We start from the raw sequence: 22,979 nt of genomic DNA, 5'->3' as shown, positions 1-22,979 counted from the left end.
CTGTTTAATTGTCATTACTGATAAAGCAAAAATATAGTAATCACCATGCGTGTTTCATTTGAATGGATAAAAGATTTTATAGATATATCAGCAACAACTGAAGAAGTAGCTGATACATTGACAATGATAGGACTTGAGGTTGAAGGTACCGAATATGTTCACGGAGATACAGTCTTTGAAATAAACATTACACCAAACAGGCCAGACTGTCTAAGTATACTGGGTATTTCAAGAGAGCTTTCTGCTGCATTCAATATCCCCATAAAAATTCCAAAACATGAAATTGCAAGACATCAGGCCATTTCCGATTATTCTATTGAGATTCTAAATCCAGAGCTTTGCAATCGTTATACAGGAAGACTTATTAAAAATATTACCATTTCTGAGTCACCTGATTGGATAAAGAAAAGGCTTGAAAAAGGTGGTATAAGAACAATTAATAATATTGTTGATATTACAAACTATGTTCTTCTGGAGTTTGGACATCCTTTACATGCCTTTGATGCTGATAAGATAATTGATAAGAAGATAATCATTGGTACAGCTAAAGTTGGTGATAAGATTGTAACACTTGATGGCATTGAAAGAATTTTACCTGAAGGCGTACTGCTAATATTTGATAATGTAAAACCCATAGCTATAGCTGGAGTAATGGGTGGTCGTGATACAGAGGTTACGGAAAAGACGAAAAATATTTTTCTTGAAAGTGCTTATTTTGAACCATTGTCAATCAGGAAGACTTCAAGGCTTCTAAATTTGAAAAGTGAATCATCTTATCGGTTTGAAAGAGGCACTGATATTTTATTCCTTGAAAATGCCCTGAACAGAGCAGCATTTTTAATTCAAGAAATTGCTGGAGGAACAGTATACAGAATTATAGACGAATATCCTGTTAAATATTTATCTGAACCTGTTTTAGTGGATTATAAAAAAGTAAATAGACTTCTGGGTACTGAAATTCAAAAAGCTGAAATGCTTGAGATTTTAAAGAGGCTTGGTATGAAAATAGAGGAAAGGGGCGATGTGTTCCTTGTATATCCAGCTTCGTACAGGCGTGATATTCAGAGAGAAAGTGATGTATCAGAAGAGATAGCAAGGATTTATGGTTATAATAGAATTCCAACAACTCTACCAAAAACTACTTTATCCACTGCCAAGTTAGATAATAAGAGGGTACATATTAATAAAATACGCGATTCTATAAGAAGAGCAGGTTTCACAGAAGTTATTAATTACAGTTTTGCTAATATGAACAAACTTAATATGTTATTTATTCCTGAATCAGATATACGTAGACAGGTAATTACTTTAAGCAATCCTCTAAATCAAGAAGATTGTCTTTTAAGGACTACCCTTATCCCTGCCCTTATTGATAATTTGAAATTTAATCTTGACAGAGGGATTAAGGACTTAAAGATTTTTGAGATAGCAAATGTTTTTATAAATAAGGGGAATATGCTTCCTTCTGAAGAGTTAATGCTTGGAGGAATTTTCTATAGAGAAAAAGTACCTATTCTCTGGAAAGACGATACACACAATTATTTTATTGTAAAAGGTGCGATTGAATCTCTGTTTTTAGAATTGAAAATATCCGGATATAAATTTATTTCTTGTTCTCAAGCATTTTTACATCACGGCAAATCAGCTGATATATTTATATCTGATATGCAGATAGGCTATCTTGGGATTCTGCGTCCTGAAATCATTGAAGAACTTGACTTAAAAAAGCAAAAGCCTGAAATTGTGGTCTTTGAGATTAACATTGATAATCTTATGCACTTCATACCCAAAGGTTTAAAATTTAATCCGATACCCAAATACCCACCAGTTGAACGTGATATATCAATTGTTGTTAATGATACCATCCCTTCTTCTAATATTATGGAGATAATAGAGTCTTTTCCTTCTGATCTTATTGAAGAAGTTTCTCTGTTTGACTATTATAAAGGGGCTAATATCCCCTTGGATAAGAAAAGTCTTGCATTCAATATAATATATAGATCTCAGGAAAAAACCCTGACAGATGAAGAGGTAGAGAAAATCCATACTGCACTTATAAAATATATTATTAACAAAACAGGTGGGGAATTGAGAAAATAGTTGTATAGAATCATGTAATCGATAATAAAAGCTTGACTTCTTTTTTAGCAGTGTGATACTGTTTGAATAGAATATAGGCCACGAAGGCTTAAATAATAACCAGCAGGTTAAAAAGCTTTCGGGGCTTTTTTATTGCCCGAGGAAGGAGGGTGAGATATAAAAACTTGTTTTATTTATGAAAGATTTTTCATTTAATATTTGGATAAGGAGGTTTAAACATGTTTTCGAAAATTCGAAAATATTTTGTTCTGGACATTAGCGTTATTTTTCTTTTTTTATCCGTAAATGCATTTGCCTATGATATAAGTGAGAAATTTACTGTTGAAGGAACATTGACAGGAGTATATCAATATGGTGATCTGGATATAGATAATGTTGATGAAGCTGACAGAGGAGCGGTAGTATTTGATCTCGGGACTAACTTTCATCCAACAGAAAAAGACGAATTTCAGATAACACTAAGTTTTGCTGCCGGCAATGGACTTAACTACATGGAGCTATTTTCTCTGGCACCTTATGCAGATGACCTTGAGGATGACCTGAAGGATATTAACGGACGGAACAGGGACTATCTCCTTGAAGCCTGGTATAAACATACATTTAAATTTTCTGAAAATATGTCCCTTGGATTAACAGGAGGGATTATAGATGCAACAGCGTATATTGATGATAATAATTTTGCAAATGATGAAGTAGCACAATTTATGAATGATAGTTTTGTTAATAATCCACTCGCAAATCTGCCTTCATATGATATAGGAGGTGTTGCTGATTTGAACATATCAAATCTTTCTCTAAAGGCCCTATTTATGAGTTCGAAAAATGAGGAAAATAGTGAATATAACTATTATTCATTACAACTTGCTTACAAATTAAATACAGGCATTGGTGAAGGCAATTACAGAATATACGGATTTATAACTAACGATAAATTTACAGCATGGAATGGTGCTGACGAAGAAAACTTGACGGGTGTAGGTATATCAATTGATCAGCAACTGAGTAAAATTATTGGTATATTTGCAAGATTGGGTTGGCAGGACGATAGTGCTATTATTGGTCACGATCAGATTTATTCAGGAGGAGTAAATTTAAATGGAGACCTGTGGGGCCGCAAGGATGATGTATTCGGTGCTGGTTACTCATACTTGAATGGTGCGGATGATGGAGAAATAGACAATACCGATGCTTTCGAGGCTTACGCCAAATTTAAAATATCTGATTTCAGTGATGTAACAGTTGATTTTCAGTATATCAGCGACAACATGAAACAAGGCCGAGACCAGGATGGATTGATTTACGGGATGAGAGTCAACGCCTATTTTTAAACGTTGATTCAACCTATAAAGAAATTAATTGAAAGTATGGATAAAGGAGGTTTTAACTGTGAAAAAAAGATTTATTAATATGCTGTTAACTGTTGTTCTTTTTACTTTTTCATTTGGAACTGCATGGGCGCATTTTGGAATGGTCATCCCATCTGACGACATAATATCAAAGCAGGATAAAAAAGAACTAACGTTAAAGGTTCAGTTTATACATCCATTTGAAGGACATTATATGGATATGGAGAAGCCGAAGACGTTTGGAGTATTATCTGGTGAAAGAAAGGAAGACCTTCTTAACTCTTTGAAAAAGAAGGCTGTAAAAGGACATACTACTTGGGAAGCTTCATATAAAATCAGACAGCCCGGAGATTACATATTTTTTGTTGAACCATCACCTTATTGGGAACCAGCAGAAGAGACTTTTATTATTCACTATACCAAAGTAGTTGTTAATGCCCTTGGACTTGAAGAAGGCTGGGATACAGAAATAGGGCTTAAGACAGAGATAGTTCCTCTTACAAGGCCTTATGGACTATGGTCAGGTAATGTTTTTCAAGGAATTGTTAAAGTTGATGGCAAACCTGTTCCTTATGCAGAGGTTGAAGTAGAATATTATAACGAGGACGGAAAGATTAAATCTCCGGCAGATCCCTATATAACTCAAGTAATAAAAGCGGACGGAGACGGTGTATTTACTTATGCAATACCTAAAGCTGGATGGTGGGGTTTTGCAGCATTGAATACCGCTGATTATAAAATTAAACATGACGGGAAAGAATATCCCGTTGAGATTGGAGCTGTTATATGGATTAAAACAATGGAGATGAAGTAAACATGCACATCTCTGAAGGAGTTTTATCGGCACCTGTTCTAATTACAGGTGCCATACTATCTGCAGCTGGAATTGGTATTGGACTCAAAAAAATGCGATATGATAAGATTCCAGAAGTTGCTGTGCTCTCATCAGCATTTTTTGTTGCATCACTTATTCATGTGCCAGTAGGGCCTTCCAGTATACATCTTGTGCTGAATGGATTACTTGGTATTCTTCTTGGGTGGATGGCATTTCCTTCTATCTTTGTTGCCCTCTCATTGCAAGCACTGCTTTTTCAATTTGGAGGTTTCACCGTACTCGGTGTAAATACATTTAATATGGCATTACCTGCTCTAATTGCATATGTTATTTTTTATCCTCTGGTGAAAAGAAAGAATTTATTTTTAACAGCATCAGCAGCATTCTTGGCTGGAATGACAGGTATAGCCATTGGTGGAATCTTGATTGCATTCGCATTAATTACAACTGGAGAAAGTTTTACAAATGTTGCCAAACTCATTCTCATTACACATCTGCCAGTAATGTTTATAGAGGGAATTATTACAGCTTTTTGTGTTATTTTTTTAAAGAAGGTGAAACCTGAAATTCTGGAGGTTATAAGATGAATGGCTCTAAGATAAGAGAAATCTTATATAAAATTTCGTTGCGAGCACCCCGAACGCTTTCGGGGTATGTGGCAATATTTTCTTCAGTTATCATATTCGTTATCGTGTCTCTGATATTCTTTTCTGTGAGTAATGCTTATGCACATAAAGTCAACATTTTTGCTTATGCTGAAAATGGCAAGATACATGCTGAAGGATATTTTGTTGATGGCTCAAAATGCAAGAATTCACTTATAGAAGTTTTTGATGAAAAAAGCGGGAAAAAACTTCTGGAAGGATATACTAATGAAAATGGACAGTTCTCATTTAAAATTCCAAGCATAACTTCTATCAAAATCGTGCTAAATGCCAGCATGGGACATAAAAGTGAATTTACAGTAACAGAAGATGAGATAAAGGAAGCAATGGGTGGCACTGATTTAAAAAAAGGAAAAGCAGAAGCTAATCTAAATGAAAGATCATCAAAACAAAAAGCCATAAAAGATAAAATTGTACAAGAGAAAGAATCGGAAGAAAAAACTAAGACAAAGGAGCAAATATCTTCATCAAAAGAGTATAATGCATATGATATTGAAGAATTAGAAGCACTTATTGAAAGAGTTATAGATAAAAAACTACAGCCTGTTTTAAAAATGCTAACATCAATTGCTGAAAAGATGGAAAGACCTGGAATAACAGAGATAGTTGGGGGTATAGGTTATATTTTTGGTATTTTAGGAGTAATTCTCTATTTCAAAAGTAAAAATATTATACGAAGTATACAATCAAAAAATAAATTAGAGAAGTAAAGTAAATCGTTAATAATGCATCTTGAGGAGTTTGCAGAGGGCAATTCTATTTTTCATAAACTTGACCCAAGGGTTAAGTTTATCTCCCTCATGCCTTATATTTTCATTATTGCTGTAATGAAGGGTTTAAATGGCCCGATAGTTGCATTGTTCATATCCATTATAATGATCTTTATTACACGTATCGATTTAAAGAAGATAATATCAAGGTTATTTGTAGTCAACATATTCATTGTTCTTTTGTGGGTGTTTATTCCATTCAGTTATCCCGGAGCAGTTATTTTTAGTTTAGGGCCATTAGATGCAACCCGTGAAGGTTTGCTTTTTGTCCTTTCAATGACACTTAAAGCCAATGCGATTGTTTTAGCAACGATTGCGATACTTGGGACATCAGAAGTTTTTACACTTGCTCATGCCCTTGTGCACCTTAAAGTTCCACTGAAACTTATATACCTGTTTTTTTTCTTTTACCGATACATAAGTGTTATGCATGAAGAGTATTCACGTTTGAAAAAGGCAATAGCTGTAAGGGCATTTAAACCTAAAACTAATATTCATACATATAAGACTTATGCATATCTTGTCGGAATGCTTATTGTTAAAAGTTTTGATAGATCCCAAAGAATTTACAATGCTATGCTATGTAGGGGTTTCAAGGGAAAATTCCCAATAGTAAGTCATTTTAGTCTAAGCGATAAGGATGTGTTTTTCGGTTTACTGATGTTTATTATTACAATTTTAATAATATTAATTTCAGTATCAAACTGATAAATAATGTTACATATTAAAGATTTGCATTTTGGATATTCAAACGGAAATAAAATTTTTAATGGCTTGGAATTCTCTGTTCAGAAACACGATAAAATAGGATTGATTGGCCCTAATGGTGCTGGAAAGACAACCCTTTTTCATTTAATCATGGGTCTTTTGAAACCTGAGTCAGGGACTATAGAGATCTTTAAAAGAATTAGAAAAGAGGAAAAAGATTTCAGAGAGGTGAGGGAGCGGATAGGACTACTTTTTCAGGATTCGGAAGACCAACTCTTTTGCCCTACTGTAGAGGAAGATATAGCATTTGGTCCACTGAACCTTGGTAAAACACATGAAGAGGCTCATAGAATTGTTCATGAAACATGTGAAAAAATGGGACTTAATGGATATGAAAAAAAAATAACTCATAGACTCTCAGGTGGTGAGAAAAGACTTGTAGCATTGGCAACTATTGTAGCAATGCAGCCCGAATGTTACTTACTTGATGAACCTACTACAGGACTTGATGAAACTACTACAAGGCGTTTTTTAGATTACCTAAAAACTTATGCTGAAACATATATAATAATTACACATAATCATGATTTTTTAAATCAGGCTGTAGAAAAAGTTTACGAACTTAAAGACGGAAATTTAAAATTGCTTTAAATAGATGATTTCCTATTCCACTATTTTTGATAAGGCATTCAAATTTTTATTTCTTCATATGATTCCAGTATCTTTCGATAAACGATTTCTGCTTCAATGAAATAGCCTCTTCTCTGATAATTTATTCCAAATTCACGAGCTTCAATAGAATTCAGCGTTTTTGGCGAGGGCAGATTTACGAAACTCTGAAGCTTGTCAGGTTTGATATACCGCCACATATTGTATAAACCGTGGAATCCCGAATGTCTTACCTAACGGCTCTGAGCGTTCATAAGAAAACTTGTTTGCAATATGAAAACCGGGGAACCAGAACCACGAAGACTGCATATGCTATAATAGCCCATGAATGAGGTTCTTTTCAGGAAACTTGAAAGACTTAAAGAGGAAGTATTATATTTAGAGACAAACAGAACAAAATTTCTAAAAAATCTTAAAATATCTGTTGAGACAAAAAAGATAACAGAACGTTCAGTTTATCTTTGCACAGAGATAACCCTTGATATTGCAGATCTTGTTATTTCAATGAGAGGACTTCCAAAACCATCTACCTATAGCGATTCCATATATAAACTTGGTGATTATAAAATTATTCCAAAAAGCTTTGCGAGAAAATTCGTTTATATTGCTGGATTAAGAAATTTTCTTGCTCACGATTACCAGATAGATACAAGTAATGAATTGATAAGATTTTTAAAATCAGGATTAAATGATACTAAAAGATTTATTAGTTTTATTGATAAACTATGATTGGTAAAATAAAAAGCGTAAAAAGGATACTAAAAGGAAATAAGTTCATTGAATTTGCCTACTTATTTGGGTCACAGGCAAAAAGTACCGCAGATGAAAAAAGCGATTGGGATATTGCAATTTATTTTAAAAAATATCCGCAAAAACTTCCTCAATGGACTATCTTTTATCTTGAATCTGAAATATCAGGAGAGATAGGCAAAGAGGTCCAAATTATATCTTTGAACAATCTTGATTCACCTGTTTTTCTATTTCAGATAATAAAAAACGGATTGCTTCTTGTTGATAAAAATACTGAAAAAAGAATTCTATTTGAATCGAAAGTTTTATCAAAATATCATGACTGGAAATATTTTCTCAGAAGACATACTGGTATGCAATAACGTCAAAGACAGCGGGGGTCAGGCTTGATTATTATACATGTTCTGGAGTCAGATTGCCACGCACAGTTCCGAAAACGTTTGGGATTCGTGAGAGGAATCTTGTCGTTCGAGAAAAGATTGCCATGCCCCGAATGCTTTCGGGGCTTGCAATGACAAATATAGCAAGGTAGTAAAATGCTTATCGCTGGATACATTGTTATTTATTGGTTTTCTAAACTGTAAAGACTTATTTGATAAGATGACTTAAAACGGCAGATCGAGAGTCATCACCCTGCAAAAGCTTTTTCTATGGATAGGGCAGGGGCCATAGAGTCGGATCATTTCAAGGTGTTCTTTTGTAGAATAACCTTTATGTTTTTCAAAATTATAGCATGGATATTGTTTATGATAATCAAGCATAATCCTGTCTCTAACAACCTTTGCTAAAATTGAAGCAGCAGCAACAGAAGCGCTAACAGACTCTCCTTTTATAGGTGAAATCTGTTTTATTTTGATTAGTGGTAAAGAAAGGGCATCGATTATAAGCAGGTCGGGTAGTATTGAGAGATTATTAACAGCAAGTTGCATTGCTAACCTTGTAGCTTTTAAAATATTCAGCCTATCTATGTCTTCATTATCAACGATTCCTATTCCAATATCTAAAGAAGTCTTCTTAATTTTACTGTAAAGAATTTCTCTATCTTTAGGAGAGACTTTTTTTGAATCTCTCAATCCATCTATTTTTATGCCTTCTTTAAGAATAACTGATGCAGCAACTACAGGACCTGCAAGTGGACCTCTACCAGCTTCATCAATGCCTGCGATTATCTTAAATCCCTTTTTTCTAAGGGTTTCATCATACTGGTAAAAGTCCATTAAAGCTTAATCCATTTGAGCCAGTTTTTTGTGATTAAATTAGTTTAACTTTCTAATGTTTGACTTTCGGTAGTGGTTGCTTCAAAAACCCTATCTTTTTCCTTTATCTTTGCAGATTTTCCTTTCTTTTCTCTTAGATAATAAAGTTTTGCTCTTCTTACATCACCTTTTTTCAAAACTTCGATCTTATCTATAGATGGAGAAAATAGAGGAAAGATTCGTTCGATGCCAATACCAAAAGATATCTTTCGAACAGTGAATGTTTCGCGTGTATTGCTTCCTCGTCTGGCAATAACAACGCCATCAAAAGGCTGTATTCTTTCTTTATCACCTTCAATAACTTTCACATAAATCCTGACAGTATCTCCCACATTAAATTTTGGAATATCTTTTTTGAATCCTTCTTCAACAGCGTTTAGCAGGTTCATAGTAATTCCTCCTTTATTTCCCTTAATAATTCTTGGTCTTCTTTATTAAGTCTTATTTTTTTTAGAAGATCAGGTCTTCTTTCTATTGTCCTGCGTAGAGCCTCCTTACGCCTCCATCTCTTAATATCTTTATGATTGCCTGACAAGAGGACGTCCGGTACAGCCATATTTCTGAACATCTGCGGTCTTGTATAATGAGGATAATCGAGTATCCCCCATGAAAAAGATTCTTCCTCAGCAGAATGTTCATCCCCAAGGACATTGGGAATCAATCTTGTAATAGCATCTATTATAACCAAAGCAGGTAATTCTCCTCCAGTCAGTATATAATCTCCTATGGAGATTTCATAATCTGCAAGAGATATTTTTACCCTTTCGTCAATAGCCTCATATCTTCCGCAGAGAAATATAAGTCTTTTACTTTCTTGGGATAATGCAGAAGCCATATCCTGACTGAACTTATCTCCTGCAGGATTGAGCATTATGACCCTACGTTCACTCTGTTCCGGACATATAGCTTCAACAGCAGCAAAGAAAGGTTCTGGTTTCATAACCATTCCTGACCCACCACCGTATGGATAATCGTCAACAGTCTTGTGTTTATCTGTTGCAAAGTCTCTAAGATTATGCACATTGATTTCTATAATTTTTCTCTGTAAAGCCCTTTTGATAATTCCCTCATTGAAATATGCATTGAATATTTCAGGGAATATTGTAATTATATCGCATTTCATTTATACGATTCACGAAAACTTTAGGATTCGAAATTTAATAATTATTTTAAAAAAATTAAGGGGTAAAAGGCTCTGTTATTTTCCTTCTACCCCTTTTCATCCTGTAAGATTCTATACAGGGATAAAAATCAGAAAAATTATTTATCCCTGAAGGAGCACATTCTTAATATTAATTATTCGAGTATTTCAAGTACGCAGCGCTTACCAATTTTTGTACCTGATGCACTCAATATCGTCCTCATAGCGCGAGCGGTTTTTCCTTGTTTGCCTATAACCTTGCCCAGATCACTCGGAGCCACCCTTAACTCAAATACGGTGGTTTTTTCTCCATCAACTTCTGTTACATTTACTTCTTCTGGTCTGTCTACCAGAGCCTTCGCCATCTTTTCTACTAATTCTTTCATCATATTCCACCTCCATGCGAGTTTTGGACTGTTTACAAGCCAGCCCTTTGCATAAGCTTTTTAACGATAACAGTAGGTTGTGCTCCTTTCTGTAACCATAGCTTTGTTTTTTCAAAATTAAGTTTTACCTCAGACGGTTCTTTTAATGGATCATAGGTGCCGAGAATTTCAATAAAAGGTCCATCTCTTCTTGTGCGTGAATCAGCTACTACTATTCTGTAGAAAGGTCTTTTATGAGCACCTAATCGTGTAAGTCTGATTTTAACCAAAACATCACCTCCTTATGAAGTTAATCATTTTAATATATTTTTAAAAGAAAGTAAAGGATTTGATATTTCTAATATGATTCCGGTCTTGAAACTTAGTTGCAAAGTAAAGTTTATCTATTTTTTAGAGTAACCTTACCATTTTCAGAATTATAAGAATAACGGGAAAGGTCAATATCTGAGCTTAAAAGGTCTTTTATTTCCTCTAAGCTCTGGGGATATTTACCGTTTGATGCATAATATACCATTACCGCCTTTTTCACTGCATCCAGATTTGCTATTTCCTCTGTATCCTGTCCTCTTTTGTAAGAATCTAATAAAGCATCACCATAATCATCCAGAGGTGTTCTTGGTTTTTCTTTGCATGCAGTAATAGAAAAAAGGATTACAATTATTAAACTTATAATCAATAAGTATTTCATAACAGAGCCTTTCTTTTATTGAATTTATTCTATCACATTGTTGCAAAAAGTTATTTAAATACTAACCCACTTAATTCATAAATTTTAGCGGATTTATTTCACCGATATTCGAATACACCCCCCTTAGTCCCCCCTTAGCGAAGGGGGAATTAAGAGATGAGATTGCATTGTTTAAACTCGAGATGACGATTTTTATCGTTGGTGATTTTTTATAGTATTATTATAAATGCTATACAATTGGGTTATTTTATCACTGATTTCAGCATTATCGCTCGCGACAAGTGATGCACTTACAAAGAAAGCTCTTCATGAACATAACGAATATCTTGTTGCATGGTTCAGACTTGTTTTTTCGATACCCATACTTCTACTATTATGGCTATTTATACCAAAACCGGAACTTGATACAGAATTTTATCAGGCATTTTGTTTTTCATTGCCTCTCGAAATAATAGCTATTATTTTTTATATCAAAGCTCTTCGTCTCTCTCCGTTGGGTATGACGCTTCCTTTTCTTTCTCTCACACCTATGTTTTTGATAATTATCTCTTATGTAATACTTGGTGAAAAAGTATCTATTCAAGGTGGTTTTGGTATTTTTTTGCTTGCTGCAGGAAGCTATACATTGAACCTAAATTTAATGCGAAAAGGTATATTGGAACCATTTTTTGCTATAAAAAAAGAGAAGGGATCAGTTCTAATGATATTTGTTGCCTTTATTTATAGCATAACATCATCTCTTGGTAAGATGGCGATAGAACATTCATCACCATTGTTTTTTGGTATAACATATTTTCTGGTATTGACTATTTTTTTTACACCAATATCATTATTCTGTGGAAGGCATGAGCTGAAAATATTTATGTCAGAGAAAAAATATAAAAAACTTCTGTTTCCAGGTATTTTTTATTCAGTAATGATAGTATCACATATGATTGCCATGAGCCTTACAAATGTGGCTTATATGATATCGGTTAAACGGACGAGTCTATTGATGGGTGTCCTCTACGGTTATTTTTTGTTCCGAGAAAGAAATCTAAAGGAAAGGATTACAGGAGCGTTGCTTATGTTTATAGGATTCATAATGATTGTAACAGCTTCGTAATAATTTGTTTAAATATTTTTATGTATGCCCTTGACAAAATAAAAAGAGCATCAGATTATCTTGCAGAATTTGATATTAAAGATGCTTACAGGGAGGCAGAATTAATAGTAACACACTGCCTTAATATAAACAGGATAGTTTTGTATAAAGACAATCCAGATATTCCAGAGAGCATTGATAATGAAATTGAAGCTATATTGAAGAGAAGGTCTAAGAGAGAACCTTTGCAATATATACTCGGTTATACTGAATTTTACGGTTTGAAGATAGAAGTAGGACCAGGAGTTCTTATTCCAAGACCTGAGACAGAATTATTAGTAGAGGAAGCAGTAAAAAGGATTTTAGATTTCAGATCTCAAAATTCAAATATCAAGGTTCTTGACCTATGCACTGGAAGCGGATGTATTGCTCTTGCAATTGCGAGTGTAATACCTGAGATAAAAGTTTATGGTATAGATAATTCTTCAGAGTCTATTAAATATGCATTAAAAAACGCAAAAATAAACAATATTCAGAATGTAACGTTCTTCGAAAGCAATTTATATGAGTCTATTGGAAAAGATTTTAAATTTGATTTAATCGTATCAAACCCTCCTTATATCAAAAAAAGTGACTTGAGCAATTTACAGCCAGATATTAAAGACTGGGAACCTTTAAATGCATTAGATGGAGGTAATAACGGTCTTGATTATTATAGGATCATAATACCCGATGCAAAGGATTATCTGAAAAAAAACGGATATATTATATTGGAGATAGGCATGAGTCAGGCAGAATCAATAAGGAAAATAGCAGAAATTGCAGGTTTTACAAATATCACTTTAATTAAGGATTATTTGGGAATTGAAAGGATATTTACGCTAAAATTAAATAAATGATAATTTTCTGATTAATATAATATAAATTTTAACAGAGGTTTCAAGAATAAATATGAGCATTATTGAAGAAAATAAAAAACTCGTGGATGCTGATAAAAAATACATATGGCATCCTTTCACTCAAATGAAAGATTGGCTTAAGGAAGATATTATAATTATCTCTGAAGGAAAAGATTGTTTTATAAAAGATATTTACGGTAAATGGTATATTGATGGCGTCTCTTCATTGTGGGTGAATGTTCACGGACATCGTAAAAAAGAATTAGACGAAGCGATAAAAGCGCAGGTTGATAAGATATCACACAGCACTTTACTTGGATTGAGTAATGTCCCTGCAATAAAACTTGCTGAAAAATTGATTCGCATTGTAAAGGCATCGTTTATCCATAATAAATCATCCCTATCAAAAGTTTTTTATTCTGATAATGGCTCGACAGCAGTCGAAGTTGCAATCAAAATGGCATTTCAGTATTGGAAGCATAAAGGTGTTAGAGGAAAAAATACGTTTGTTTCTCTCAAAAATGCATATCATGGAGATACAATTGGTGCTGTGAGTGTTGGCGGAATTGATATATTTCATAAAACATTCAAACCTCTTCTTTACAAAACATATAAAGCTTCTTCTCCTTATTGCTATAGATGTGAGTTCGGTAAAAAATATCCAAGATGTAAGTATGAATGTCTTAATAATATGAAAGATATATTAAAATCTAATTCAAAAAAGATAGCTGCAATAATTATCGAGCCTTTGATTCAGGCAGCAGGTGGAATGATAACGTCTCCGCCTGGTTATCTTAAAGGTGTTAGAGAATTATGCAATGAATACAAAATACTTATGATTGCTGATGAAGTTGCTACAGGATTCGGACGCACAGGAAGGATGTTTGCTTGTGAACATGAAGGCGTAGTGCCTGATATTATGTGTCTTTCTAAAGGGATAACAGGTGGCTACATGCCTCTTGCTGTAACAATTTGTTCGGATGAAATCTATAATGCATTTTTGGGTGATTTTAAAGACCTGAAAACATTTTTTCATGGTCATTCATACACAGGGAATCCTCTTGCATGCTTTGCAGCACTTGCATGTCTGAATATATTTGAAAAAGAAAAAGTAATGGAAAATCTTAAGGGTAAAATTAAGATTCTTAAGTCATGGCTCAAAAATATATTAAATCTGAAACATGTCGGAGATGTCCGTAATATTGGTATGATGGCAGGAATTGAATTAGTAAGGAATAAAAAGACAAAAGAGCCATATGATTGGAAAGAAAAGATGGGTTGGCGTGTAGCATACTTTGCAAGAGAAAAAGGAGTTTTCATCCGACCTCTTGGGAATGTTGTTGTAATCATGCCGCCATTGAGTATAAGTAAAGAGAATCTAAACCAATTGCTGAAAGTTATACATGAAGCTATAATCAATGTTACAGAAGGATAATACAAGGATCAAATCTTGAGTAAAAAAAACATAGCACTATTATTTTTTATAATCATCATTCCGCTAATTCTTTATTTACTCTGGCCCTCTGATGAGAAAAGAATAAAGAAACTTTTTAAAGAAGGATCTGAAGCAATAGAAAAAGAGCACATCGACGATGTTATGTCAAAAATTTCTTACAATTATCTTGATGAATATGGTTTAACATATTTATTAATAAAAGAAAATATCAGGTCATCATTTCAAAGGATGAAAGATATAAAGATAGAATATGAAAATACTACTATAGAAGTTAATGATGGAAAAGCCACAGCCGAAATGGACGTAAGAATAATAGCGACTATTGGAACCGAGACAGGATATGTTCTGGGTGATTTACCGAACCCTGCTCATCTTGTTTTTTCACTTGAAAAAGAGAGAACAAAGTGGCTCATAATAAAGACACAAGGATTTCCTGAATATTGGTGATTTTGATTGAATTGAGATGATTATATGACATATATATATAATTTAAGAAAGATAGCAAAACTCATCCGTTATTACATACTTACTTCTACTGCTGAAGCAGGCTCGGGGCATCCGACATCATCTCTTTCAGCAACTGAGCTCATGACAGCGCTATTTTTTGGAGGTTTTTTTAAGTTTGATATAACTCACCCTGAACATCCAAATAATGACAGGATAATATTTTCGAAGGGACATGCTTCCCCACTATTTTATTCAATCTGGACTGTCGCTGGAGCAGTGTCAGAACAAGATCTAATGACTATGAGAAAGTTCAATAGTAACCTTGAAGGACATCCAACAGTTACTTTCAAATATACAGAAGCTGCTACAGGCTCTCTTGGTCAGGGGCTTTCAATTGGTGTAGGTATGGCTTTGAATGCTAAATATATTGATAAACTTCCTTATATGACATACGTTTTACTCGGTGATAGCGAAATGTCTGAGGGTTCACAATGGGAAGCAATACAGATAGCAGCACATTATAAACTTGATAATCTTATCGGAATAATTGATGTTAATCGTCTTGGTCAGCGGGGAGAGACAATGTATGGACATAACCTCAATGCTTATAAAAAAAGGATTTCTTCATTTGGTTGGAGAACAATAACGATTAATGGTCATTCGTTCTCTCAGATTATCCGTGCATATGAGAAGGCTGTCAGAAGAAATGGTATGCCGGTGATGATTATAGCGAAGACCATAAAAGGGAAGGGCGTTTATTTTCTTGAAGACAAGCATGGATGGCATGGTAGGGCACCAAGAAAAGAAGAACTTTTACAGGCTTTAAAAGAGGTGGGAAAAGTAGACAGGTCAATAAGGGTTGATTTACCAAAACCTGAAGACCAGAAACCAGAGAAAAAATATCCAGTTCCAGTAAAAAAAATACAATACGATACCACTAAACCTGTTGCTACACGTAAGGCTTATGGAAACGCTCTTGTAAGAATCTTCCCTTCTTTTCCGGAGATGGTGGTCTTAGACGCAGAGGTAAGCAATTCTACATATACAGAGATATTCAGAGATACATACCCGGAACGTTTTTTTGAAATGTATATAGCAGAACAAAATATGGTAGGGACAGCTCTTGGTCTTTCACGAAGGGGAAAGATACCTTTTATCTCAACCTTCGGTGCTTTTTTTACAAGAACATTCGACCAGATCAGGATGAGTCAATATTCAAATGCAAACATTAAATTTTGCGGTTCCCATGCAGGTGTTTCCATTGGAGAAGACGGCCCTTCACAGATGGGGCTTGAGGATATTGCTATGTTCAGGGCAATATTGAACAGTACTGTTGTCTATCCGTCAGATGCGATTTCTACTGAAAAATTAGTGGAAGAAGCAGCAAAACATAAAGGTATCGTTTATATAAGAACCACGAGAAAAGAGACTCCAATTCTTTATAGTTTTGACGAAGAATTCTCAATAGGTGGAAGTAAAATATTAAAGATTAGTGATAAAGACGTTGTTACTGTTGTTGCTGCCGGGATAACCATTTTTGAAGCATTGCAAGCCTATGATGAACTTCAGCGGAAAGGAATTAATATTCGCATTATTGATCTTTACAGTATTAAGCCTATTGATAATAAAACATTGAAAGAAGCCGCAAATAAAACAAAGGCCATTATTACTGTTGAAGACCATTTTGCTGAGGGAGGTATTGGAGAAGCTGTCCAATCTGCCCTAAGTAATATTGCAGTCCCTATTTATTCACTATCTGTAAAGAAGATGCCCAAAAGCGGTAAACCAGCTGAACTTCTTGATTATGAAGAGATATCAAAGAGTGCTATTATTGCAAAAATAAAGGAGATTATATGAAACCAAAAAACCTCAGGACAAGGATATTTTTGGATGGAGGAGACCCTGATGAAACAAGGCAGATATTACAAAATATGGGCTTTATCGACGGACAGACGACAAATCCTACCCTGATTGCAAAAAATCCGATAGCCAGACAACGTATGGAAAAAGGTGAGAAATTTAAAAAAGTTGAAATACTGGAATTCTATCGTAGTGTTGTAAAAGAACTGTCAAATCTTATTCCACATGGTTCAATTTCAGTTGAAGTCTATGCTGATCACACAACAACAGCAGAAGAAATGATAGGACAAGCAGAAGAGATGTTTTCCTGGATTCCTAATGCTCATATCAAACTCCCAATAATTCCTGAAGGTCTCAAAGCAGCAGAAATTGCAGTAAAAAAAGGGATACGTATAAACATGACTTTATGTTTTACACAAGAACAGGCTGCTGCTGTATATGTAGCTACTTTAGGTGCAAGAAAAGGCGACGTTTTTGTTTCTCCTTTTGTTGGACGACTCGATGACAGGGGTGAAAATGGAATGGATTTAATATCCAACATAATAAAAATGTATGAAAATGGTGATGGACATGTTGAAGTATTGACCGCAAGTGTAAGGAATTATGAACATTTATTATGCTCTCTAAAACTTGCATCAGATATTGTCACTGTTCCTTTCAAAGTATTGATAGAATGGAATGGGAAGGGACTTCAAGTGCCTGATAATGAATATATCTATAAGGTTGAAAACCTGAAGAAAATAGATTATAAAAAAATTGATCTTGGGAAAAAATGGCAGCATTATGAAATAAGGCATGAATTAACAGATATTGGACTAAAACGCTTTGTTGATGACTGGATTTCATTGATTCAATAATTGACTAAGGAAATGTCAGATATACATTCATACAGCCCTATAATAAATCTTTTAGGATATATTCATGGTACTTATAATTTTTTTGTTTTTATTGCCTTTATCTATCAGTCAATTATAGGTTTAAGAATCAGAAAAGAAAGACTACAAGGAAATCCTCCTAATATACACACAATTAGAAAGCACAGAAAATCAGGGCCAATTTTTGCAGTGGAAGGCGTTATAGGCTTTCTTGCTGGTATGACAATCGTTTATATAGCGGAAGGACATATCATGGTATATCCATTACATTTCTTTATCGGACTTTTGATTACTCTTTCAATTATAATTACATTAATCCTCTCCAAAAAAATTAAAAGCCGTGAATCAAAATGGAGAACTCTACATTTAGCATCTGGTATTTTGATAATATGTCTTTATGTTATCCAGATATTTATAGGTATAAAGATAATATTTACATGACGAAAATTAGATTTTCAAATTTACCAGAACGTTTAGAAGGTCTTGCAGATCTTGCTTATAACCTGTGGTGGAGTTGGCATCCTGAGGCAAGGATGCTTTTTAAAATGCTGGACAGGATAGCATGGAAAGACAGTGGACATAATCCAGTAAAAATGCTTAAAGAATTACCCGCTGAAATAATAGAAACTGCTGCAAAAGACAGGGAATATCTCCGGCATTATGATTTGGTAATCGGACAATTTTATGAATATCTGAAATCCGGTAAGTGCTGGTTTTCTGAAAATATGCCCTTTCCAAAATGTCTGCCAATAGCATATTTTTCTGCAGAATATGGTCTGCATCATTCATTGCCTTTCTATGCAGGCGGATTGGGATTTCTTGCAGGGGATTATTTGAAAGAATGTAGTGACCTTGGAGTTCCTGTAGTAGGAATCGGATTTATGTATCCAGGAGGATACCTAAGACAGAAGATCAGGGTTGATGGATGGCAGGAAGATATCCCCGAATTTCTTGATAGAGATGCAGCACCCATCGAAAGGGTTTTTAATAAAAAAGAAGAGCAGTTGATAATAAAGGTGCCTTTTATTGAACCACCTATTTACATAACTATATGGAAGGTGACGATAGGGCGTGTACCCTTTTACTTAATGGATACTGACATAAAGGAAAATGATCCATGGAATAGGTCAATCGCCTATCATCTTTACACAGGAGATATTGAACAGCGTTTACGACAAGAGATGGTTCTTGGTATAGGAGGTATTGCAGTCTTAAACACCCTTGGTATCCATCATTCAATCCTTCATCTCAATGAAGGACATTCAGCATTTGCACTTTTTGAAAGAATAAGAGAAAGAGTAGAAGGAGGAATGAGTTTTGAAGAGGCAGCAGAATATGTGCGTAGTACATCAATTTTTACTACTCACACTCCTGTGCCTGCTGGACATGATGTTTTTCCTTTCCATCTTATTAATAAATATTTTGGTAGTTATTGTAAGCTTATTGGTATTGACCGTGAAGAATTTATCCAACTTGGTGTAAATCCTAAAGAACCGTCTGCAGGATTCAATATGACCACATTTTCACTTAAAATGTCTAAATTTCATAATAGTGTAAGCAAAAAACATAATGAGGTTACCCGGGCAATGTGGTCAATACTCTGGCCAGATAAAAGTAGTAAAGAAGAAATGCCTATTGATTATATTACCAATGGCATTCATATACCAACGTGGATTGAACCAAAAGTGCAGCTTTTGTTTAACAAGTATCTTGGCACTGATTGGCTTGAAAAACATGATGATCCCATGATTTATCATTTGGTTGATAAAATACCTGACAAGGAATTGTGGCAGGTTCATTACTGGTTGAAAATAAAGCTTATCAATTTTATTAGAGAGCAAACAAGGAGGCGCTGGATAGAGAATCACGCAAATCCAATCAATATTATCGCAGGAGGAACGTTGCTTGATCCCCTCACACTTACTATAGGTTTTGCGCGCAGATTTACTAATTACAAAAGAGCAGATCTTATATTTTATGACAGTGATAGACTGAAAAAGATTCTTAATAATCGATGGCGCCCTGTCCAGATAATTTTTGCTGGTAAGGCTCATCCTGTAGATGATGAAGGTAAAAGAATGATTCAGCGTATATTTAATTATGCACACGATCCTTCATTAGGAGGTAGAATTGCATTTGTAGAAAATTATAATGAACAACTCGCTCAATATATGGTTCATGGAGTTGATGTTTGGCTGAATAATCCTATACCACCTTTAGAGGCATGTGGCACAAGTGGAATGAAGGCTTCACTGAATGGGGTCCCGCACTTGAGTATCCTTGATGGATGGTGGATAGAGGGTTATAATGGCAACAATGGATGGGCTTTTAAAGGGGTTGGTGATAATAGTGATGCCGAAGCAATTTATGATCTCATTGAGAAAAAGATTATACCCTTGTATTATCGTGTTGACGAGTTTGGAATTCCTGTAGAATGGGTTAAGGTCATGAAAGAGGCAATAAAAAGTATTGGCTCGCAGTTTAGTGCAAGAAGAATGGTAAAGGAGTATGTGCAGAAGTTTTATCAGAATGCCCTGAAATCAGCCAAATAATAAAAAACATCTTTTGAATAATTCTGATCTTCCTGAAATAGTTGCCGAAACAAATATCAGGAAGACAGTTGAGTGGTGTATAATATATTTTTATTAAATTGCATTGTTGGCTTTAAAAAACTTTGGAGGAGGAAAGATGGTGAAGATTTATTATGACAAGGACGCTGATAAGAAGATTTTAAAGAACAAAAAAATTGCTGTAATGGGTTACGGAAGCCAAGGACATGCTCATGCAAATAACCTAAGGGAAAGCGGGATGGATGTCATTATAGGTGTTAAAAAAGGCGGAGCCGGATGGGAAAAAGCTGAAAAAGCAGGTTTCAAAGTATTTACGCCATCGGATGCGGCTAAAAAAGCAGACGTTATAATGATGCTCGTGCCTGATGAATACATGGCTGACATTTATAAAGCAGAAATCTCTCAGAATATAAAGAAAGGTGCATATCTCGGGTTTGCACATGGGTTTAATATACATTATGGTCAGATTGTTCCTCCATCGAATGTAAATGTATTTATGGTTGCTCCAAAAGGACCAGGTCATCTTGTCAGGTCTGAATATACAAAAGGAAGTGGTGTTCCATGCCTCATAGCTGTAAACCAGGATCCCTCTAAAGATACAAAGAAAGTTGCACTTGCCTACGCCTCTTCAATAGGAGGGGGTAGGGCAGGCGTTATTGAAACTACTTTCAGGGAAGAGACTGAAACAGATTTATTCGGAGAACAGGTAGTGCTTTGCGGGGGATTAACTTCACTTATTACAGCAGGTTTTGAAACACTTGTTGAAGCAGGTTATTCACCAGAAATGGCTTACTTTGAGTGTCTGCATGAAGTTAAATTGATTGTTGACCTTATTTATGAAGGCGGTATCTCAAATATGAGATACTCAATAAGCAATACAGCTCAATATGGTGATTTAACACGTGGTCCGAGAATCATTACTGATGAGACAAGAAAAGAGATGAGGAAAATTTTGAACGAAATTCAGTCCGGTGAGTTTGCACGAGAATGGATATTGGAATGCAGAGCGAATAAGCCTGTTTTCAATGCTCTTACAAAAAAGGGTGAGGAACATCCTATCGAGGATGTTGGAGCAAAGCTAAGAGCCATGATGCCATGGCTTAAGAAGGGAAAATTAGTTGATAAATCAAAAGCGTGATTAAAATTGCTCCAGAAGGTTATCTGTATATTGTAATATCTCTTTTTGTTACTTTTATAATTTCGCTGCTGTTACTCTGGAGTTTAAAAACCGGCATTTCAGAAACTATATTTTATCTCTTGGTGGGTGGCTCTTTTTTTTCATTTGTTCTATCAGTTTTTATAATTTTCTTTTTTAGAGACCCTGAAAGGAATATACCTCAGGAAAAAGGTCTTTTTGTATCACCTGCTGATGGAAAAGTAATACAAATAAGGGATATATTCGAAAAGGAAAATTTAAAGTCTGAAGTTAAAGAAATAAGTATCTTCATGTCACCTCTTGATGTTCACGTAAACCGTTCACCTTGTGACGGTAGGGTGGTTGATGTTATATACACACCTGGTAAATTTCAAGCAGCATATAAAGATGATGCTTCATTAAAAAACGAGAATATTGCCCTGATACTTGAAGGGGAATACGGAGAAATACTTGTAAGACAGGTTGCAGGTTTTCTTGCAAGAAGAGTAGTGTGCAGGGTAAAAATCGGTGATATATTAAAACGAGGAGAAAGATATGGAATGATAAAATTCGGCTCAAGGCTTGATGTGTATCTTCCAAAGGATGTCGGAATTATGGTCAAATTAGGGGAAAAGGTGAAAGCAGGGGAGACGGTAATAGCAAGGGAGGAAACAAAATGAGCAAGGAACCAAGAGGGGCCATTCTTCAGAGGGATAAACAGACATATGCCATTGTTCCCAGAATACCGATGGGTGTATTGACACCTGAAATTCTTGAAAAGCTTGCGATGGTTGCACGCAAATATAAAATTAAAATAATTAAAATAACATCCGGTCAGCGTATTGCACTGGTCGGTATGAAACCAGAAGAGGTTGAACAGGTATGGAATGATCTGGATATGGCAATAGGACCTGCTGAGGGATTATGTGTCCATTATGTTCAGGCATGTCCAGGAACAGAAACATGTAAATTCGGGCAGGGTAATTCACTTGGACTTGCTGCAAAAATAGAAAAAATGTATGTTGGAAAGGAACAGACCGTTCCTGCAAAAACAAAATTCGGCATTTCAGGATGCAGGCTTAATTGTGCAGAGAGTTTTCTGAGAGATTTTGGTGCCTTTGCAGCACCTGATGGCTGGACAGTAGTAGTTGGAGGGAATTCAGGCGGGAGACCACGAATTGGTAATATAATAGCAGAAAAACTAAATGATGAAGAGGCATTTAAGTTAATAGAGAGATGTCTTGATTACTATTCGAAGAATGCGAAAACAAGAGAAAGGATGCCAAGATTTATTGAACGAATTGGAGTAGAGGAATTTAAAAAGGCAGTGCTAAAATAA

Annotated in this window: 27 protein-coding genes; 20 read left to right on the top strand and 7 right to left on the bottom strand. The window is 34.9% G+C overall.

Translation table 11 applies throughout. The features are described 5' to 3' along the window. The first annotated feature begins 45 nt into the window (after positions 1-45). The 7 genes from HXY53_01195 (at position 46) to HXY53_01165 (ending at position 7,075) form a co-directional block, all read left to right on the top strand. The gene (locus HXY53_01195) at positions 46-2,100 is read left to right on the top strand and encodes a phenylalanine--tRNA ligase subunit beta (GenBank protein NWF75186.1); all 2,055 of its coding nucleotides are present in this window, start codon (positions 46-48) and stop codon (positions 2,098-2,100) included. Between the two features lie 218 nt (positions 2,101-2,318). Beyond that, positions 2,319-3,428, top strand: a complete 1,110-nt coding sequence (locus HXY53_01190; GenBank protein ID NWF75185.1) for a carbohydrate porin — start codon at positions 2,319-2,321, stop codon at positions 3,426-3,428. A 79-nt stretch (positions 3,429-3,507) separates the two neighbouring features. Next, complete coding sequence (locus tag HXY53_01185) at positions 3,508-4,260, top strand: DUF4198 domain-containing protein (protein ID NWF75184.1); 753 nt, start codon at positions 3,508-3,510, stop codon at positions 4,258-4,260. A 2-nt stretch (positions 4,261-4,262) separates the two neighbouring features. Next, complete coding sequence (gene cbiM, locus HXY53_01180; GenBank protein NWF75183.1) at positions 4,263-4,868, top strand: cobalt transporter CbiM; 606 nt, start codon at positions 4,263-4,265, stop codon at positions 4,866-4,868. Beyond that, a complete protein-coding gene (locus tag HXY53_01175) occupies positions 4,865-5,656 on the top strand; it encodes a hypothetical protein (protein ID NWF75182.1) in 792 nt (263 codons plus the stop codon). Before cbiM ends, HXY53_01175 begins: the two co-directional genes overlap by 4 nt. Positions 5,657-5,671: 15 nt before the next feature. Beyond that, positions 5,672-6,424: a cobalt ECF transporter T component CbiQ gene (cbiQ, locus tag HXY53_01170; protein NWF75181.1), complete on the top strand. Its 753-nt coding sequence runs from the start codon at positions 5,672-5,674 to the stop codon at positions 6,422-6,424. 6 nt (positions 6,425-6,430) lie between these two features. Next, on the top strand, positions 6,431-7,075 hold the full coding sequence (locus HXY53_01165) for an ABC transporter ATP-binding protein (GenBank protein NWF75180.1): 645 nt from the start codon (positions 6,431-6,433) through the stop codon (positions 7,073-7,075). Between the two features lie 38 nt (positions 7,076-7,113). Here HXY53_01165 and HXY53_01160 read toward each other — a convergent pair whose 3' ends face one another. Then, complete coding sequence (locus HXY53_01160) at positions 7,114-7,293, bottom strand: hypothetical protein (protein NWF75179.1); 180 nt, start codon at positions 7,291-7,293, stop codon at positions 7,114-7,116. Positions 7,294-7,417: 124 nt separating this feature from the next. On the opposite strand from HXY53_01160, the gene HXY53_01155 reads away from it, so the two are divergent. Together HXY53_01155 and HXY53_01150 are read left to right on the top strand one after the other, a co-directional pair. Beyond that, on the top strand, positions 7,418-7,822 hold the full coding sequence (locus tag HXY53_01155; GenBank protein ID NWF75178.1) for a DUF86 domain-containing protein: 405 nt from the start codon (positions 7,418-7,420) through the stop codon (positions 7,820-7,822). Beyond that, on the top strand, positions 7,819-8,205 hold the full coding sequence (locus HXY53_01150) for a nucleotidyltransferase domain-containing protein (protein ID NWF75177.1): 387 nt from the start codon (positions 7,819-7,821) through the stop codon (positions 8,203-8,205). The genes HXY53_01155 and HXY53_01150 overlap by 4 nt, the downstream gene beginning before the upstream one ends. A gap of 243 nt (positions 8,206-8,448) precedes the next feature. Here HXY53_01150 and HXY53_01145 read toward each other — a convergent pair whose 3' ends face one another. The 6 genes from HXY53_01145 to HXY53_01120 form a co-directional block, all read right to left on the bottom strand. After that, entirely contained in the window at positions 8,449-9,060 is a 612-nt protein-coding gene (locus HXY53_01145) for a ribonuclease HII (protein NWF75176.1), read from the bottom strand. Between the two features lie 44 nt (positions 9,061-9,104). Beyond that, positions 9,105-9,488 carry a 50S ribosomal protein L19 gene (gene rplS, locus HXY53_01140; GenBank protein NWF75175.1) on the bottom strand — a complete coding sequence of 128 codons (384 nt, stop codon included), beginning with the start codon at positions 9,486-9,488 and terminating at the stop codon, positions 9,105-9,107. Further along, complete coding sequence (gene trmD, locus HXY53_01135; protein NWF75174.1) at positions 9,485-10,222, bottom strand: tRNA (guanosine(37)-N1)-methyltransferase TrmD; 738 nt, start codon at positions 10,220-10,222, stop codon at positions 9,485-9,487. The genes rplS and trmD overlap by 4 nt, the downstream gene beginning before the upstream one ends. Before the next feature lie 173 nt (positions 10,223-10,395). Further along, entirely contained in the window at positions 10,396-10,629 is a 234-nt protein-coding gene (locus HXY53_01130; GenBank protein ID NWF75173.1) for a KH domain-containing protein, read from the bottom strand. 29 nt (positions 10,630-10,658) lie between these two features. Next, complete coding sequence (rpsP, locus tag HXY53_01125; protein ID NWF75172.1) at positions 10,659-10,895, bottom strand: 30S ribosomal protein S16; 237 nt, start codon at positions 10,893-10,895, stop codon at positions 10,659-10,661. Positions 10,896-11,005: 110 nt separating this feature from the next. Next, entirely contained in the window at positions 11,006-11,314 is a 309-nt protein-coding gene (locus HXY53_01120; protein ID NWF75171.1) for a hypothetical protein, read from the bottom strand. Between the two features lie 226 nt (positions 11,315-11,540). On the opposite strand from HXY53_01120, the gene HXY53_01115 reads away from it, so the two are divergent. From HXY53_01115 to HXY53_01065, 11 genes are all read left to right on the top strand, one after another. Beyond that, complete coding sequence (locus HXY53_01115; protein ID NWF75170.1) at positions 11,541-12,419, top strand: EamA family transporter; 879 nt, start codon at positions 11,541-11,543, stop codon at positions 12,417-12,419. Positions 12,420-12,439: 20 nt separating this feature from the next. After that, on the top strand, positions 12,440-13,297 hold the full coding sequence (prmC, locus tag HXY53_01110) for a peptide chain release factor N(5)-glutamine methyltransferase (GenBank protein NWF75169.1): 858 nt from the start codon (positions 12,440-12,442) through the stop codon (positions 13,295-13,297). A 52-nt stretch (positions 13,298-13,349) separates the two neighbouring features. Then, positions 13,350-14,732 (top strand): adenosylmethionine--8-amino-7-oxononanoate transaminase, encoded by a 1,383-nt coding sequence (gene bioA, locus HXY53_01105; protein ID NWF75168.1) that lies wholly within the window; start codon positions 13,350-13,352, stop codon positions 14,730-14,732. Between the two features lie 15 nt (positions 14,733-14,747). Beyond that, the gene (locus HXY53_01100) at positions 14,748-15,200 is read left to right on the top strand and encodes a hypothetical protein (protein NWF75167.1); all 453 of its coding nucleotides are present in this window, start codon (positions 14,748-14,750) and stop codon (positions 15,198-15,200) included. Positions 15,201-15,224: 24 nt separating this feature from the next. Further along, entirely contained in the window at positions 15,225-17,057 is a 1,833-nt protein-coding gene (locus HXY53_01095; GenBank protein NWF75166.1) for a transketolase, read from the top strand. Further along, positions 17,054-17,917 carry a transaldolase gene (locus tag HXY53_01090; GenBank protein NWF75165.1) on the top strand — a complete coding sequence of 288 codons (864 nt, stop codon included), beginning with the start codon at positions 17,054-17,056 and terminating at the stop codon, positions 17,915-17,917. Before HXY53_01095 ends, HXY53_01090 begins: the two co-directional genes overlap by 4 nt. Continuing rightward, on the top strand, positions 17,918-18,376 hold the full coding sequence (locus HXY53_01085) for a DUF4079 family protein (protein ID NWF75164.1): 459 nt from the start codon (positions 17,918-17,920) through the stop codon (positions 18,374-18,376). Then, positions 18,373-20,487, top strand: a complete 2,115-nt coding sequence (glgP, locus tag HXY53_01080; GenBank protein NWF75163.1) for an alpha-glucan family phosphorylase — start codon at positions 18,373-18,375, stop codon at positions 20,485-20,487. The genes HXY53_01085 and glgP overlap by 4 nt, the downstream gene beginning before the upstream one ends. 139 nt (positions 20,488-20,626) lie before the next feature. Next, the gene (gene ilvC / locus HXY53_01075) at positions 20,627-21,643 is read left to right on the top strand and encodes a ketol-acid reductoisomerase (protein NWF75162.1); all 1,017 of its coding nucleotides are present in this window, start codon (positions 20,627-20,629) and stop codon (positions 21,641-21,643) included. Further along, positions 21,640-22,320 (top strand): phosphatidylserine decarboxylase family protein, encoded by a 681-nt coding sequence (locus tag HXY53_01070; GenBank protein ID NWF75161.1) that lies wholly within the window; start codon positions 21,640-21,642, stop codon positions 22,318-22,320. The genes ilvC and HXY53_01070 overlap by 4 nt, the downstream gene beginning before the upstream one ends. Further along, entirely contained in the window at positions 22,317-22,979 is a 663-nt protein-coding gene (locus HXY53_01065; protein NWF75160.1) for an NAD(P)/FAD-dependent oxidoreductase, read from the top strand. The genes HXY53_01070 and HXY53_01065 overlap by 4 nt, the downstream gene beginning before the upstream one ends.

The organism is Nitrospirota bacterium (genome assembly GCA_013388455.1).
GTDB lineage: Bacteria > Nitrospirota > Thermodesulfovibrionia > Thermodesulfovibrionales > SM23-35 > JACAFF01.
The sequence above is the reverse complement of the archived record's forward strand: the minus strand, read 5'-3'. Positions and strand labels throughout refer to the sequence as shown.

Coding starts and splice junctions, on each gene's coding strand:
- HXY53_01190 (NWF75185.1), top strand. CDS start 2,319: ATGTTTTCGAAAATTCGAAAATATTTTGTTCTGGACATTAGCGTTATT.
- HXY53_01095 (NWF75166.1), top strand. CDS start 15,225: ATGACATATATATATAATTTAAGAAAGATAGCAAAACTCATCCGTTAT.
- HXY53_01185 (NWF75184.1), top strand. CDS start 3,508: ATGCTGTTAACTGTTGTTCTTTTTACTTTTTCATTTGGAACTGCATGG.
- HXY53_01150 (NWF75177.1), top strand. CDS start 7,819: ATGATTGGTAAAATAAAAAGCGTAAAAAGGATACTAAAAGGAAATAAG.
- HXY53_01130 (NWF75173.1), bottom strand. CDS start 10,629: ATGATGAAAGAATTAGTAGAAAAGATGGCGAAGGCTCTGGTAGACAGA.
- HXY53_01160 (NWF75179.1), bottom strand. CDS start 7,293: ATGTGGCGGTATATCAAACCTGACAAGCTTCAGAGTTTCGTAAATCTG.
- HXY53_01195 (NWF75186.1), top strand. CDS start 46: ATGCGTGTTTCATTTGAATGGATAAAAGATTTTATAGATATATCAGCA.
- trmD (NWF75174.1), bottom strand. CDS start 10,222: ATGAAATGCGATATAATTACAATATTCCCTGAAATATTCAATGCATAT.
- prmC (NWF75169.1), top strand. CDS start 12,440: ATGTATGCCCTTGACAAAATAAAAAGAGCATCAGATTATCTTGCAGAA.
- HXY53_01165 (NWF75180.1), top strand. CDS start 6,431: ATGTTACATATTAAAGATTTGCATTTTGGATATTCAAACGGAAATAAA.
- HXY53_01175 (NWF75182.1), top strand. CDS start 4,865: ATGAATGGCTCTAAGATAAGAGAAATCTTATATAAAATTTCGTTGCGA.
- HXY53_01090 (NWF75165.1), top strand. CDS start 17,054: ATGAAACCAAAAAACCTCAGGACAAGGATATTTTTGGATGGAGGAGAC.
- HXY53_01155 (NWF75178.1), top strand. CDS start 7,418: ATGAATGAGGTTCTTTTCAGGAAACTTGAAAGACTTAAAGAGGAAGTA.
- rplS (NWF75175.1), bottom strand. CDS start 9,488: ATGAACCTGCTAAACGCTGTTGAAGAAGGATTCAAAAAAGATATTCCA.
- bioA (NWF75168.1), top strand. CDS start 13,350: ATGAGCATTATTGAAGAAAATAAAAAACTCGTGGATGCTGATAAAAAA.
- HXY53_01120 (NWF75171.1), bottom strand. CDS start 11,314: ATGAAATACTTATTGATTATAAGTTTAATAATTGTAATCCTTTTTTCT.
- HXY53_01145 (NWF75176.1), bottom strand. CDS start 9,060: ATGGACTTTTACCAGTATGATGAAACCCTTAGAAAAAAGGGATTTAAG.
- glgP (NWF75163.1), top strand. CDS start 18,373: ATGACGAAAATTAGATTTTCAAATTTACCAGAACGTTTAGAAGGTCTT.
- HXY53_01065 (NWF75160.1), top strand. CDS start 22,317: ATGAGCAAGGAACCAAGAGGGGCCATTCTTCAGAGGGATAAACAGACA.
- cbiM (NWF75183.1), top strand. CDS start 4,263: ATGCACATCTCTGAAGGAGTTTTATCGGCACCTGTTCTAATTACAGGT.
- cbiQ (NWF75181.1), top strand. CDS start 5,672: ATGCATCTTGAGGAGTTTGCAGAGGGCAATTCTATTTTTCATAAACTT.
- HXY53_01115 (NWF75170.1), top strand. CDS start 11,541: ATGCTATACAATTGGGTTATTTTATCACTGATTTCAGCATTATCGCTC.